The sequence below is a fragment of the Paenibacillus sp. GYB003 genome (assembly GCF_036577625.1).
Lineage (GTDB): Bacteria > Bacillota > Bacilli > Paenibacillales > NBRC-103111 > Paenibacillus_AB.
The window spans coordinates 90,967-105,532 of the sequence record NZ_JARBDC010000060.1 but is presented as its reverse complement, the minus strand read 5'-3'; the positions used below and the strand labels follow the sequence as shown (position 1 = coordinate 105,532).

The following is a 14,566-nucleotide window of genomic DNA, read 5'->3' as shown; positions in this document are numbered from 1 at the left end:
TTATCGATCGCCTGCGTATACGTGCGGAGCCCGAGCATCCGGACGATCGATTCGATCGCGCCGAGCATGAATTCCGTCTTGGCGACGTTGCGGCACAGCACCTGGTGGGTCGCGTGCGTATGGAAATGGCTTTCTTCGATAAACCGGTACGCCAAGCTTTCGTCCCCGTACAAAAACACCCGGTTGATCGGCACGTGGACCCGGTCGAACACGACAAGCGCATCCATCTCCTCGAACCTGGAGCTTAACGGATAGTCGAACGGCGAATCGCCGCCGACGAAGCTTTCCCGGCAGACGAACCGGATTCCCGGAAGGCCGCACGGGACGGCGAAGGCGAACGCGTGCGGATTCGGTTCCGCCAGCGACGGCAAAGGCGCCGGGAAAATCAATAGTTCGTCCGCCGTCGCCGCCTGCGTCGCGAGCAAAAAGGCGCCGCTGACGACGATCGCGTCCTTCGTCCGCTCCACGACATGAGGAGCGTCCGGCTGCTCGAGCGTTTTCATGAACGACGACATCCGCGCGGAGTGAGGAACGATAAAGGCGTGGGATAACGTAATATCGTTTTCCCGGCAATGCTCGTAGTACCGCCGCATATTGTCGGCAAACGCCGGGCTGTGATCCTCCAGCAGCGGGGCCGCCGCGGCGAAAGCCATGACGGCGGTGTTCATGTAATCCGGCGAGCGGCCGAGAAAGCCGTGATGACGGCCGGCCCACAGCGACATCATCGTTCTCCGCCGCCGCAGGTCGCATATCGTTCGCGGACGCAAAAAAGACAGCCCGACCGGCTCGCCGGAAGTCGGCGACTCGTACGTCATCGCCTGCCGCCAGTCGTCCTCGCCCTGCATGTCGTACAGCTCCGCCTGGGTCGCCACGAGACCGCGAAACGCGGCGTGAGCGGAAATCGGACCGGCAATCCGTTCGCCGCGCAGCCATATTTCCGCGCCGGATCGATCCAAACGATCGACGTACTGCTTTCCGCTCTTGATCGGCATAAGGGCTCTCCTTTCGTACATGCTGCTATATCATACGCCGGACGCGGCAGGCGGAAAGGGACATGCGCCGATTTTGCGAACCGCGCGAAGCGGCGCCATATTCGGGCCGGTCCCGCGGCTTGCAGGTTTCTAACGAATCCAAACAACCTATTGCCCCCAAAAGTGCCGCCACAAAACGCAACGAACTCCAGAAACGTTATTTCCGCCAAAACCGGCCGTTTCAGCCCGATTTCGCCCCAATAACGATGCTGAAGTTCGTTCCAATCCCAATCCGTACAAATTCCCGACAATAAGCGCTATCCGGTTCGTTACAACGCCAGGTCCTCCTCCCGGAGCGAGCGAGCGAGCGGCCCGACGCTGAAAAGCGGCGTTGCATGACAAAAAGACGGAGCCGAAACGGCCCCGCCTTCGTCATACAACATACAACGGCTTCGATTATTTCACGACCATATGGATCGGATGGCCCAAAGCGCCTTCCGACGCATCCATGACGATCTCGCCAAGCGTCGGGTGCGCATGAATCGTCAGCGAAATATCTTCCACGGTCGCTCCCATCTCGATCGCGAGTCCGAGCTCGGCGATCAGATTGGACGCTTCCGCGCCGACGATTTGCGCCCCGATCAGCAGCCCCGTATCTTTGTCGCCGACCAGCTTCACGAAGCCTTCGTTCGCCCCGATCGACTGGGCGCGGCCGTTCGCTCCGTAGCTGAACCGGCCGGAGAAGACGTTCACGCCCTTCTCCTTCGCTTCCGTCTCGCTGAGGCCGACGCTGGCGATTTCCGGCTCCGAGAAGACGACGGCCGGAATCGCTTTGTAATCGACCGCGCTAGGCTGTCCGGCGATCGCTTCGGCGGCGACCTTCGCCTCGTACGACGCTTTATGGGCGAGAGCCGGACCCGGCACGACGTCGCCGATGGCGAAAATCGCCGGCACGCTCGTGCGGCCTTGCGAGTCGACCTCGATCAAGCCGCGGTCGTTCGTTTTAACGCCGATCGCGGACAAGCCCAGCTCGTCGGTGTTCGGCCTGCGGCCGACCGTAACGAGCACGTATTCGGCGGTGACCTGCTTCTCTTCCCCGCCGACGGTGTACGTAACCGTCACGTCGGAATCGGTTTGCTTCGCTTCTTTCGCGAGCGCTTCGGTGACGACGTCGACGTTCGACTTTTTCAGGCTGCGTCCGACGTAACGGGACAGCTCCTTTTCGAAGCCCGGCAAAATCGTGTCCGAGCCTTCGAGCACCGTCACTTTGGTGCCGAACTTGGCGTACGTTTGGCCGAGCTCGATGCCGATGTAGCCGCCGCCGATGACGATCATGCTTTTCGGAATTTCCGGCAGGCTGAGCGCTTCCGTCGACGACAAAATGCGTTTGCCGAACGGGAAAGCTTTCAGCTCGACCGGACGGGAGCCCGTCGCGATAATGCAGTGGTTGAACTTGTACTGCGTCGAATCGCTTTCCGTCGCCACGCTGACGACCGATTCGTTCACGAAGAACGCTTCGCCGGAGACGAATTGCACTTTGTTGCCTTTGAACAGCGAGCTGACGCCGCCGTTTTGCTTTTTGACGATGCCGTTTTTCCACTCCTGCACTTTCGCCCAATCGACCTTCACGTCGCCTACGTTGATCCCGTATTCGGATCCTTGCAGCGCCGATTCGTACCGGTGAGCGGCGGAGATCAACGCTTTCGACGGGATGCAGCCGCGGTTCAGGCAGACGCCGCCGATTTCCGCCTTGTCGACGACGACGACCGACTTGCCGAGCTGCGCCGCGCGGATGGCGGCCACGTAACCGCCCGGGCCGGAACCTATAACCAGGACGTCGACATCTACCGTAATCGTTCCGACTACCATGCGCTTACACCTCCATGACCATAAGCTGCGGATCTTCCAGCAGCGATTTGATGTAGTTCATCGCGTTTTGGGCCGTCGCTCCGTCGATGAGACGATGATCGAAGCTGAGCGAAAGCGCCATGACGTTGCCGATGACGATTTGGCCGTCTTTGACGACCGGCTTTTCCGAAATGCGTCCGGTGCCGAGAATGGCCACTTCCGGATAGTTGATGACCGGGGTGAAGAACATGCCGCCGGCCGAGCCGATATTCGTAATCGAAATCGTGCCGCCCTTCATTTCGTGCGACTGCAGCTTGCCTTCGCGGCCGCGCGCCGCCAGCTCGCGGATTTCGCCGGCGATTTGCCATACGTTTTTGCGATCGGCGTCGGCGACGACCGGCACGAGCAAGCCGTTGTCGGTATCGGTGGCGATGCCGATGTTATAATATTTTTTGTACACAATTTCGCTCTTCTCGTCGTCGATCGAGGCGTTGAGCGCCGGGTACTGCTTCACGGCGGCGACAAGCGCCTTGACGATGAACGGGAGGTACGTCAGCTTGACGCCCTTCTTCTCGGCGAGCGGCTTCGCCTTCTGGCGCAGCTCGACGAGCGCGGTGACGTCCACTTCGTCCATGATCGTGACGTGCGGCGCCGTGTACACCGACTTGACCATCGCATTCGCGATCGCCTTGCGCATCCCTTTCAGCGGCACGCGCTCTTCGACGCGTTCGCCGGCCGCCGGCGCGGCCGCCGCCGCCGCAACCAAACGGATCCGGCTCACAAGCGCCGTTACCGTCCTGTCTTCGGACGACCCGGTTCGCGTCTATCAGGCGTTCTCCACCTTGGACGGCCTGTCGAACGGACGAGCCGAAATTATGGCGGGCCGCGGCTCGTTCATCGAATCGTTTCCTTTGTTCGGCTACAGCCTCGACGATTACGACGAGCTGTTCGAAGAAAAGCTCGAGCTGCTGCTCGCGATCCGGGCGTCGGAGAAAGTGACGTGGAGCGGACGTCACCGTCCCGCCATCCGGAATTTGGGCGTCTATCCCCGGTCCGTACAAGACCCGCTCCCCGTCTGGATCGCGAGCGGCGGGAATCCGGAGTCGGCCGTTCGCGCGGGCACGCTCGGCCTTCCGATCGCCTTCGCGATCATCGGCGGTATGCCGGAACGGTTCGCGCCGTTGGTCGCGCTGTACAAGGAAGCGGCCGCCCGGGCCGGGCACGACCCGGACAAGCTGCCGATCGCGACGCATTCGCACGGCTTCGTCGGGGAGACGACCGAGCAAGCGGCCGATCTCTTTTTCCCTTCCACGCAAGCCCAGATGAACGTCATCGGGCGCGAGCGGGGATGGCCGCCGTACGACCGGTCGACGTTCGATGCGGCGCGCAGCCTCCGCGGCGCCCTTTACGTCGGCGATTCGGATTATGTCGCCGAAAAGATCGTCCTGCTGCGCAAAAACTTGGGCGTCACCCGCTTTTTCCTGCATATCAACGTCGGCACGATGCCGCACCGCGACGTGCTGCGCGCGATCGAGCTGCTCGGCACGAAGGTCGCCCCGCTCGTGCGCCGGGAGATCACCCGGGTCGAAGGAAAGAAGTGAACCGAAAAAAGGGTGCGAGCCGACAGCGGCTTGCGCCTTTTTTCATGGCCTTATTTGCTTGCCGCCAAAGCGGCCCGCAACCGTTCGCGGTGAATCCAATACGGCCCGCGCGCAGCCTCCTTGCGCAGCACCCCCTCCGAAACGAGCCGATTGAGCAGCGGCGTTATCGTTTCCCGCATGCTCCCCGTCATGCTCGCCAATTCCTGATGCGTCAGTTCGACCTGCAGCCGCCCCCATTCCGGCTCGTCCTCGCCGCCCGCCCCGAATTTCGCCGACAGCTTGTTCAGCAAGAAGAGCAGCCGCTTCCGCACGCTTCCATAGGCCATATACTCGAGCCATTCCTCGACCTCCTTCAGCCTCGCGGTCACGATATCGATGTAAGCTAAGGCAAGCCCCGGTTTTTCGCCGATAATCGTCTGAAACTGCTCGCGATCGATCGAGCAAATAACCGAATCTTCCATCGTAACGGCGAACATGCGGGTTTCCGTCCTGAAGGAGGTCATGTCTCCGAAAATGTGGCCGGTCCTGAGCAGGTCGAGCGTCAGCTCTTTGCCGTCCTCCGTCAGTTTGTACAGGCGGACTTTTCCCGCTTTGATCAAATACAGCGCCTTTCGCTCCAGATGCGGAGAAGCGACGACGGTCCCCTTTTTACACGTATGCATGGGCGTAAACGCGTTCAATTGTCTAAGCTCTTCCCCGCTAAGCCCGCGAAATAAATCGATTCTCGACAAATATTTGATCGGGTCCATATCGTCCCCCCTCCTTCTGTATTCCGGACTACATATTCCGGCGCCCGGCCCGAGTATACTGGGGATTGCAAGCAGCCCGCTGCGAATGATCATAAAGGAGCGAACGTCATGCAACCGCTTTGGATTCCAGTCATTTATGCCGTATTGATCGTCATGTTCAGTCTGTCCGCCTCGTTCAAGTTTCTGCGCACCCGCTCCATGGTTCGTCACTGGACCGAATACCGATATCCCGTGTGGGGTATGTACGGCATCGCCGCATTGGAGGCGGTCGGGGTCGCGATCCTGATATCGGCGTTTTGGATGCCGTCAAACGCGACGTACGCAGCGGTCTTATTTGCCGTTTTAATGGTCGGAGCGATTCATGCCCATCTTTTTCGAGCCAAGCATAAACCGGCAATGGCCGTGAACGCCGTCCTTATGCTCGTTCTATCCGTCATCCTGCTCATCACGTGAAAGCCTGGCCGCAAAAAAAGAAGCGTGCGAGCCGTTCGTCGCGCGCTTCCGTCGTTTCCGCCGGACAAAGCCGAAACGGAACCGGCCGGCCGTGTCTAGCCGCTCCGTTTTTCCTGGCCGTCCGCGTACTGCAGCAGCCACTCGTCGATCTGATCGACGTTCATCGGTCTGCCGTAATAATACCCCTGCATGATGCTGCAGCCGGACGAACGCAGGAAGTCGATCTGCTCCTGCGTTTCCACGCCTTCCGCGACCAGCTCCAGCCGAAGCTTGATCGCCATGTCGATAATGGCGCCGACGATCGCCCGTTTGGACGGCGAGTCGCTCTCGCGGATGAACAGCCGGTCGATTTTGAGCGTATCGATCGGAATCTGGTCCAGCGAGCCGAGAGACGAATACCCCGATCCGAAATCGTCCATCGAAATGCGCACGCCCATCGCGCGCAGCTCGGACAATTGCTTGATCATGTCCCGTACATCGTATAAAATCGTCGATTCCGTTATTTCCAATTCCAAATAGCGGGCGGGCAGCCCGGTATGCTCCAGGGCGGTTCGAATCATGTCGAGCAGCGTCTGGCTTTCGAACAGCCGGACGGACACATTGACGGACACCGTTAGCGGCGGCATGCCTTTGTCCAGCCACGACTTATTTTGCCGGCACGCTTCCGTCAGCGCCCATCGGGTCATCGGAATGATCAATCCGGTCTCCTCGGCGATCGGGATGAATTCGTCCGGCGAAACGACGCCGAATCGGGGGTGAGGCCACCGCATCAACGCTTCCACTCCTACCGGCCGCTCCGACTCCGTATCCCATTTGGGCTGATAGACGATATAAAACTCCTGACGCGCCGACGCGCCCCTCATGTCCTTTTCCAGCTCCAGCCGCCGCAACAGCTTCCTGTCCAATTCGTCGTCGAATACGCAGTATTTGTTTTTGCCGGTATTTTTCGCATTGTACATGGCCGTATCGGATGCTTTGAGCAGCGAAGCGCGATCGGTGCCGTGCCGGGGGGACAAACTGATGCCGATGCTGGCGGTGATGTACAGCTCGTTTTCTTTCAGGTGAAACGGCTTGGTGACCGCGCTCAGGATTTCGGCCGCCAATCGTTCGGCTTCGGCCTGATCGCTTTGTTCGGCTACGATCAGAAATTCGTCGCCGCCGAGGCGGAACGCCTTGCTCCCTTCGCGCAGCAGAAGCCGAAGCCGGTATCCGACCTCTTGAACGAGCATATCGCCGATATCGTGGCCGAGCGTATCGTTAATCGTTTTGAATCGATCCAGATCGATAAACAGCATGGCGATCGGCTTGGAATCGTCCAAGCGCTCGCCCAAATAACGGTTCAAGTCGTGGCGGTTCGGAAGTCCGGTCAGCGGATCGCTGAACGCCATTTTCTCCAGTACGTGACGGTCCAAAAACATCGCCCCCCACGATACGAGCAGAATGAAAAACGTGGTCAAGGCGACGGCGACCAGCAGGGTGAAATTGATGCGGCCGCTTTCGGACGCATCGAGCAGGCTCAAGTCCCCGCACCAAAACTGAGCCGCCTTCATGCCGGTGTAATGCATCCCGCAAATGGCGACTCCCATCACTAGCGCCGAAGCCCATTTCCACCAGCTGACGGAAGGCTGATTGCGGAAACGGATGAACAGAAACAGCGCCACATAAGAGGTGACGAGCGCAATCAAGGCCGACAGCCCCCAATAGGTCCAATCGTAGCGGAGCTCGGCGGGAAGACGCATGGCGGCCATGCCGGTGTAATGCATGGCGACGATCCCGCTCCCCATGAATAAACCGCTCAGCGCGAACTTCCGCCGATCGACCCGCTTCGCCAGCAGCATTTGAAATGCAATGCAGGAGGCGACGATGCTCGCGAGCATGGAAAGCAAGGTGATCGGAATATCGTAGCTGACCGGAACGTTCAGATGGAAGGCGAGCATTCCCACGAAATGCATCGACCACACTCCGCACCCCATCACGCACGAACCGGCGGCCAGCCACCACATTTGCGTTTTGCCCTGGGATCCGTATATTTTCGCCGCCAAATTCAAAGCCGAGTACGAGGCGAATACGGCAATGACGAAGGAGAGCATGACGACCCATCCGTTATACGATTCCTGCAACAAAATCATGGCTGCACGCTCCCCGCGAGTAACGACAAGTTCTTGATCCCATTATAGTGGACGGACCGCGCAAGCTAAAGGAGTTTTTCGATCGCCGCCGCTCCCGTTACGATTCGGTCGACGCAATCCGTCCCCCCGGGTAGGATGCTTTAAGCAGTGCCTGCTGCAGCGTGCTTTCCACGATCAGCTTGTCCTTGATCGAATCGCTTAAATCGAGGATGATTTTCGCCAGCTTCGCGCTGATTCCGGTGACGATGGCCTGACAGCCGAGAAGATTGATGCCCTCGATGATGCGGACGACTTTCAGAAACACGTCGGCGTTCGTCAAGGCGGCTCCGGACATGTCGATAAATACTTTTTGAATGTTTCGCTTTTCGATTTCCTCCAACAGCTTCTCTTCGACCGTATTCATCCGCAGCTCGTCCAGCGTGCCGATCAAGGGCAGCACGGCGATCTGGTTGAAGATCGGGATGATCGGAACGGTCAGCTCGTCGATGATCGCCTGCTTCGATTTGATGACGTCCTCCCTGTATTTCGTAAAGACGACGTTAAACTGAATAATGAAATTGTCCAAGGCGTCGTTGATCCGCTCGGATAAATTGAATACTTCCTCCGGCGAAATGCCGACGTGCAAATGGTATTGGCGGAGAAACGACCATATGACCTTGCGCAAGGCGTAAAACCATTCCATCTTCGTCATGATCGGCACGTCGGACCTCGCCCAAGCGATCCCCCGTTCCTGGGCCAGCTGGATAATTTCCTGCGTCATTCCGTCATGGACGAGCGACAAAATCTGATTCGCATGGTCCAGCAAATCCTGCGTCGTGACGAATTTAAGCGAGCTGACGATCTCGAAGCTGTTTTGCGCTTCGACTTCCAATTGACGGTTGAACAGCTGACGATTGGCCTCAAAAAACTGCCTTACATCCATAGATTCATCGATGACCAGCTTCATCTGCGTATGCCCCTCCAGACGATCCATTATCGGAATCCGGATCGTAAACTTGGTGCCTATGTTTTCCGTGCTGTCGACGTGGATCGTCGCTTTATGTTCGTGGAAGGTGGCATATACTTGCGATAACCCGAGCCCGGTGCCCGAATCCGCTTTCGTGGTGAAAAACGGGGTTCCCAGCATCGACAGCTTGTCGCTCGGAATGCCTTTGCCCGTGTCGCGGATCGAGAAACAAAGGACATTGTCCGTCCGGTAATGTTCGACCGTGATCGTTCCTTCGCCTTCTATGGCTTCGAAGGCGTTTTTCAATAAGTTAAAGATCGCCCGCTTCAGCTGGGTTCGTTTTCCGAAAATTTTCGTATTCGTATTGTAAAACCGCTTCTCCACCCGAACCCGGTACATTTCATGATCGAACAGCGATAGCGTATTTTCAAGAATTTCGCACAAATTGACGACGGTCCAATTCTCGTCGTTCGTCTCCGGCTTGGAAACGGCCAGCAAATTTTGCACCGTGGAAATGGCTTGCTCCAGTTCGGAATTGACGATTTCCCAATAACGGCTATCGTGCTCCTTTTGCATGAGCTGCAAAAACCCTTTGACCGCCGTGAGCGGGTTGCGAATCTCGTGAGCGATGCCGGCGGATATTTGTCCGATGGTAGACAGTCGCTCCAGCTCGAGTACTCGCTCCATTTGTTCCCTCTTGTCATCCATTGCTGTCTCACCTTCTTCTCGAATTTCCGCATTTTTTTTATCATACAGTAAACCAGACGGAGAACATAGATTTAGTTTGCGAAACGGCTGCGCAACCACCGGTACATTAGGGCATAAACGCTTTTGGCTATGCGTTTTTTTTTGAAAAAAGAAAAAACGCCGATCGGCAAGGATCGACGCTTTTGTATCGTTCGAAATATCCCTTCGCTTCCATCTTCGGGCAGCGCTGACGGCTTTGATTCGCCGCCTCATCGTCACCCTATCGGTCCGCCGCGGCGCCCGGTCTCCTTTTGCGACACTTCACGGCTCGTTTGCAGCGATCAGAAAATCCAATATTTCCTCCTGAAGCGTTTGGTGAAAACGGTCGCGATCGAAGCCGGGAGGGTCTTGGGAAGGGAGAAACGACGGGGCTTTCATCGATTCCGGAAACGGGCTCAGAAAGGAAAAGTGTCCGGCGTTTTCGACCGTCCTAAATCGAATCTTGTTCCGGTCGGCTACGCCTTCCAGTATGATTTGCGCGTGCAGGGGAGGCGTATAAGGATCTTTCTCGGCATTCAGCATCAGAATGGGAATATTGACCGCGCGCAAAGCGCCTTCGGCCCGAAACCAGACCGACGCCGGCGCCAGCAAAACCAGAGACCGGATTCGGGGATCCGGCGCAACCTCGATGAGCTGCGATTTACCGTCGGGGGATTCGTGGGGAAACGAAGTCGGCACGCCGCCCGCCGCCGCCAATGCAGTATATCCTCCCATGGAATGCCCGATGAAAGAAACGGCATTCGGTTTTACGGTTCCGGCGAACGGCTCGTTTGCGAAAAACCAGTCGACGGCCATTCGAGCGTGTTCGGGTCTATGGGCGAGGTTCCGGACCGTACCTTCCCAGCTGTTGTCGTTTCGGTTATTGTACGGATGCTCGGGCAAGCCGACGATAAAGCCGCTGCGCGCCAAGTGCCGGGCCAGCGTCCGATATACAAGCGGCGAACCGCCGGTGCCGTGAGAGACGATGACCAGAGGAAACGGTCCTTCCGAAGGTTCCGCATCTCTTGCCAGCTCCAATGCATAGGGGCCCAAACGGTCCGCATGTTCGGGCGTCCCTGCCGGATATATCACCGTCATCGGAAATGCGATTCCTAGAGCGGCGTCGGTTATTTTCACTTCGCGGCAGCCGGCATAGCCCCGCTTGATTTCCGCGTTATGCTTCATCCAAAATCGTTCCTTTCCTTCAGCTCCGTTCCCGCTGCGATATCGGGTTAATGGGAATGTAAATATCAATTTCCGAATTTTCATTCGTCGGCCCCAAATATCTTTCATCGTATCGCGCAAATTCCGGATCGTTCGTGCGCAGTTTCCCCGATTTCGGCAGCCATATGTTGTAAATATAATCGAACGTATCCGACAATCTCTCCAGCGATCCTCTGTGGGAAAATACGGCGTACGTTCCGGAAGGGAGAACTTTATAGACCATCCCTTCGGGAAGTCGCCCCGCTTCTTCGACCTCGACACATGCGGTATAGGAAACTTCCCACCGTACACCGGTAAGTTCGATTAACGCATAAAAAACGGATTCGGGGCCCCGCCTTGTCGCAATTTCGGCCGCACGCTGCCTGAAGCGGCTCCACAGCCTGCCGACATCGCGGGAATTGACGCCCCGTATTTCCATTCCGACCAGTTGAAGCGTTCCCGTAGCGACGTAAACGGGTTCGAGACTCATTCTTTCGTGCAAATGCTTCAACCCGGCCTCGTCCAATGCCTTTTTCTCCATCGTCCGGAACAGCGTGTCCTTCATATCCGTTTGCTTGCGGAATTGTCCAGGCGTAATCGAGAACAGGTGTTGAAAGGCGCGGGTGAACGCTTCCTGCGATTCGAACCGATATTTGACGGCGATCTCTACGATGCGGAGGTCGGAATAAAACAAATCGTACGCCGCATGGGTCAGTCTCCGCTTCCTTATGTACTCCGAAACGGAGCTTCGCGTGACCGATTGGAAAATCCGGTGAAAATGATAAGGGGAGTATCCTACCCGTGCCGCTATTTCTTCCGGTGTGATGTCGCCGGCCAGATGCTCTTCGATATAAGCGATCGCTTTGGTTACCGATTCCGTATAATTCATTTTCAAAGCCTCCATGGAGCTAGTACAACTATAATATAATGCGATCGACTTATTTTGATTTTTTTTGCGGAATTGCCGCAGGTCGACGGTTGAAGCCGCCTTCTCTTTCGCCCGCCGAAAACAAAAAAGCAGCCCTCTACCGTGGCTGCCGCGTATCCCGCTTATTCCCATTCGGATCATTTTACGCCCGTATAAACAAAAGCTTGAATAATATGCCGCTGCGCAAAGAAAAATGCGATCAAAATCGGCGTAACCAGAATCATGTTGCCGGCCATCAAAATGTTCCAATTGGCCACTCCTTCTTCCTCCCGGATCTTCGCAATCCCCAAAGGCAGCGTTCTCGCCGTTTCATCCGTAGTCATCACCAGCGGCCAGAAGTAATCGTTCCAGTGGGCGATAAAGCTGAACAACGCGAAGGTCGCCAGTACCGGTTTGGCCATGGGCACCATCAATTTCAATATGATCTGCCACTCTTTCGCGCTATCCAACCGCGCCGCTTCGAGCAATTCCTCCGGAACCTGCTTAAACGATTGCCTCAGGAGAAAAATGCCGAATGCGCTGGATGCAAACGGAAGAATGAGGGCGAGATGCGTATTCAGCAGCTTCCAGGCGCTTAACTGCAAGTAGACCGGCAGGAAAATCAATTGAGACGGGATCATTAAAGTAATCATGACCATTCCGAATAAAAACCACGCCCCCTTGAACTTATAGCGGGCGAAAGCATAAGCCGCAGGAATAATCGTAAGCATCTGCATGACGAGAATGCCTACCGAAACAATCATGCTGTTCGTGATATATTGCAGAAAAGGTCCCGATCCCCAAGCTTGAGCGTAATTGCTCCAGACGAAACGGTCAGGAATCCAATCGGGCGGAAAAATCATCGTCTCCGGCAGCGTTTTTAACGAAGTAGAAAACATCCACGCGAACGGCATTGCGAAAACGAGAACCAAACAGGCCATGCCGATCGCGCTTACGGTCCGGATGGCGTATTGCACCATGTTCGAAACGATCTCCTCTTTGCTTTTGACAGGCATGAATGTACGATCGGCATCAATCGTCTGTTCCGCTTTCAATGGAGTTCACCGCTTCCTATTGATAATGAACGCGTTTCGACAGCAATTTAAAGTAGACGATCGTTAAGGCTCCGACAATGAACAGCAAGATGACGCCTGCCGCGGAAGCGTAACCGATCTTAAAAAATCGGAAACCGTACTCGTAAATGTAATACACCAACGTATTGGTTGAGTTGACCGGTCCTCCCTGGGTCATGATCGCGATCGTCTCGAACACCTGAAACGAACCGATCATGTTGATGATGACCAGGAAAAAGATGGTCGGCGACAGCATCGGGAGGATCAGCTTGCGAAAGGTGGTCCAAGGCTTGGATCGGTCCAGGGCCGCCGCTTCATAGATATCCTTCGGAATGCTTTGCAGACCGGCGATGAACACCAAAGTATTATAGCCAAGCCCTTTCCACACGGCGACAATGACCAATGAAAGCAGGGACGTGTTCTGGGAGGAAAGCCAACCCACTTTTCCGAAACCGAACAACCCGATGAACCAGTTCAGCAAGCCGTACTGAGGATCCATGACCCAAGCCCAGATCATCGAAATGGATACCCAGGAAACGATATGCGGGCTGAAGATCGCCCCTTGGACAAAACTGTGGAACGCTCCGGCCCGATTCAACCAAAGAGCCAACAGCAGAGAGAGCCCAATGATAAACGTAACCGTCAGAACGGTATAGACGGTGGAGTTTGTTATCACTTGAATAAATTCTTTTTCCTGCAGCAGGTCGGCAAAATTTTGCAAACCGACAAAGTTCTTCGTCGGGCTGATGAAATTCCAGTCATACATGCTCAGATAGATCATATACAGGATCGGATAAATAAAAAACAAGGAAAACACGGCGATCGCCGGGGCAACCATCGCATACGGACGCAGCTTTTCCCAAAAGGTCATCTTATACACCGCCGACTGTTGCAAGAGTTTTTGGCCATGATGCTTTCTGCGGGGTTTCCAAGCGGATTCGGTTGCCGTCCAAGTCAAAATAGTACAGCCGTTCATACGGAACGGTCACTTGGATACGATCCTCCGTTTCCATGGGCGCAAGGAAGGTTTTCACGAAAAAGATGCCCGCGGCCGACCGGATCTGATAAATATGTTCCGCGCCCAAGCTCTCCCGGGTCACGATTTCCCCCTCGATCGCCAGTCCGATTGTCCGATCCTTCGCGCCGATCAGCCCATGCTCGGCCCGAAACCCGACGTATCCGATCTTCACGGCTGTCTCTGCTTTCAAGCCTTTGACGGCGCCGTAATCCAACATATTCATGGCCGGAGTACCGATAAACTGTGCGGTAAACAGATTGTCCGGGTCGTTGTACAGCTTCATGGGGGAGTCCGCTTGCTGAATCACCCCTTTGTTCATGACGACAATTTCGTCTCCCATAGACATGGCCTCGACTTGATCATGGGTCACATAGACAAAGGTGGTGCCGAGCCTTCTATGAAGCTGGATCAACTCCGTTCTCATCTGGTTGCGCAGCTTCGCGTCCAGATTCGAGAGCGGTTCGTCGAGAATAAACACCTTCGGCTTTTTGACCATCGCCCGGGCGAGCGCCACCCGTTGGCGCTGCCCTCCGGACAAATGCTGCGGCTTCTTGTCCAGGTAAGGCGTCAAGCCGACGATTTCGCAAATCTCGCGTATTACAGTTTCGCGCTCCGGTTTGGGAACTTTTCTGTTTTTTAGCCCGAATTCGATATTTTCGCGAACGGTCATCGTCGGATATAAAGCATAGTTTTGAAAAACCATGGCGACGTCCCGAAGCCCCGGCTGCGTTTCGTTCACGCATTTGTCGCCGATCCATATTTGCCCTTCGCTCTGCTTTTCCAGACCCGCGATCATCCGCAAGGTCGTCGATTTGCCGCAGCCCGACGGGCCTACGAGCACCGTAAACGATCCGTCCTTGATGGTCAGATTCAAGCCGCTGATTACGGTTTCGTCTTTGTATCTTTTTCCGACATTGATTAATTCGATTTTCGCCATACGAC

General features: G+C 56.0%; 11 protein-coding genes and 2 pseudogenes. 2 read left to right on the top strand and 11 right to left on the bottom strand.

The features are described from left to right. The 3 genes and pseudogenes from PV407_RS19785 to PV407_RS19775 form a co-directional block, all read right to left on the bottom strand. Positions 1–992: 4-hydroxyphenylacetate 3-hydroxylase N-terminal domain-containing protein (locus tag PV407_RS19785; RefSeq protein ID WP_332091706.1), on the bottom strand; the 992-nt coding region annotated here is incomplete at its 3' end. Positions 993–1,427: 435 nt separating this feature from the next. Continuing rightward, positions 1,428–2,840: a dihydrolipoyl dehydrogenase gene (lpdA, locus tag PV407_RS19780; RefSeq protein ID WP_332091705.1), complete on the bottom strand. Its 1,413-nt coding sequence runs from the start codon at positions 2,838–2,840 to the stop codon at positions 1,428–1,430. 4 nt (positions 2,841–2,844) lie between these two features. Continuing rightward, positions 2,845–3,579: pseudogene (locus tag PV407_RS19775) on the bottom strand (dihydrolipoamide acetyltransferase family protein); the annotation flags it as partial. Here PV407_RS19775 and PV407_RS19770 point away from each other — a divergent pair. Further along, a pseudogene (locus tag PV407_RS19770) lies at positions 3,563–4,420 on the top strand (LLM class flavin-dependent oxidoreductase); the annotation flags it as partial. The pseudogenes PV407_RS19775 and PV407_RS19770 sit on opposite strands and share 17 nt — an antisense overlap. A 50-nt stretch (positions 4,421–4,470) precedes the next feature. Here the strand turns inward: PV407_RS19770 and PV407_RS19765 are convergent. Next, positions 4,471–5,169, bottom strand: coding sequence for a Crp/Fnr family transcriptional regulator (locus tag PV407_RS19765; protein ID WP_332091703.1), 699 nt, complete (start codon positions 5,167–5,169; stop codon positions 4,471–4,473). A 108-nt stretch (positions 5,170–5,277) separates the two neighbouring features. On the opposite strand from PV407_RS19765, the gene PV407_RS19760 reads away from it, so the two are divergent. Then, positions 5,278–5,622 (top strand): DoxX family protein, encoded by a 345-nt coding sequence (locus PV407_RS19760; protein WP_332091701.1) that lies wholly within the window; start codon positions 5,278–5,280, stop codon positions 5,620–5,622. A gap of 95 nt (positions 5,623–5,717) precedes the next feature. On the opposite strand, the gene PV407_RS19755 is transcribed toward PV407_RS19760, so the two are convergent. The 7 genes from PV407_RS19755 to PV407_RS19725 all read right to left on the bottom strand — a co-directional run bounded on the left by PV407_RS19755 (position 5,718) and on the right by PV407_RS19725 (position 14,561). Further along, positions 5,718–7,751 carry a bifunctional diguanylate cyclase/phosphodiesterase gene (locus PV407_RS19755; protein ID WP_332091699.1) on the bottom strand — a complete coding sequence of 678 codons (2,034 nt, stop codon included), beginning with the start codon at positions 7,749–7,751 and terminating at the stop codon, positions 5,718–5,720. A gap of 97 nt (positions 7,752–7,848) precedes the next feature. Continuing rightward, positions 7,849–9,384 (bottom strand): ATP-binding protein, encoded by a 1,536-nt coding sequence (locus PV407_RS19750; protein ID WP_332091698.1) that lies wholly within the window; start codon positions 9,382–9,384, stop codon positions 7,849–7,851. A 321-nt stretch (positions 9,385–9,705) separates the two neighbouring features. Continuing rightward, positions 9,706–10,608, bottom strand: a complete 903-nt coding sequence (locus PV407_RS19745; RefSeq protein ID WP_332091697.1) for an alpha/beta hydrolase family protein — start codon at positions 10,606–10,608, stop codon at positions 9,706–9,708. A gap of 19 nt (positions 10,609–10,627) precedes the next feature. Beyond that, the gene (locus PV407_RS19740) at positions 10,628–11,515 is read right to left on the bottom strand and encodes an AraC family transcriptional regulator (RefSeq protein WP_332091696.1); all 888 of its coding nucleotides are present in this window, start codon (positions 11,513–11,515) and stop codon (positions 10,628–10,630) included. A 176-nt stretch (positions 11,516–11,691) separates the two neighbouring features. Further along, the gene (locus PV407_RS19735) at positions 11,692–12,513 is read right to left on the bottom strand and encodes a carbohydrate ABC transporter permease (protein ID WP_332091710.1); all 822 of its coding nucleotides are present in this window, start codon (positions 12,511–12,513) and stop codon (positions 11,692–11,694) included. 91 nt (positions 12,514–12,604) lie between these two features. Then, the gene (locus tag PV407_RS19730) at positions 12,605–13,477 is read right to left on the bottom strand and encodes a carbohydrate ABC transporter permease (RefSeq protein WP_332091695.1); all 873 of its coding nucleotides are present in this window, start codon (positions 13,475–13,477) and stop codon (positions 12,605–12,607) included. A 1-nt stretch (position 13,478) separates the two neighbouring features. Then, positions 13,479–14,561: an ABC transporter ATP-binding protein gene (locus PV407_RS19725; protein ID WP_332091694.1), complete on the bottom strand. Its 1,083-nt coding sequence runs from the start codon at positions 14,559–14,561 to the stop codon at positions 13,479–13,481. Positions 14,562–14,566: the final 5 nt, after the last annotated feature.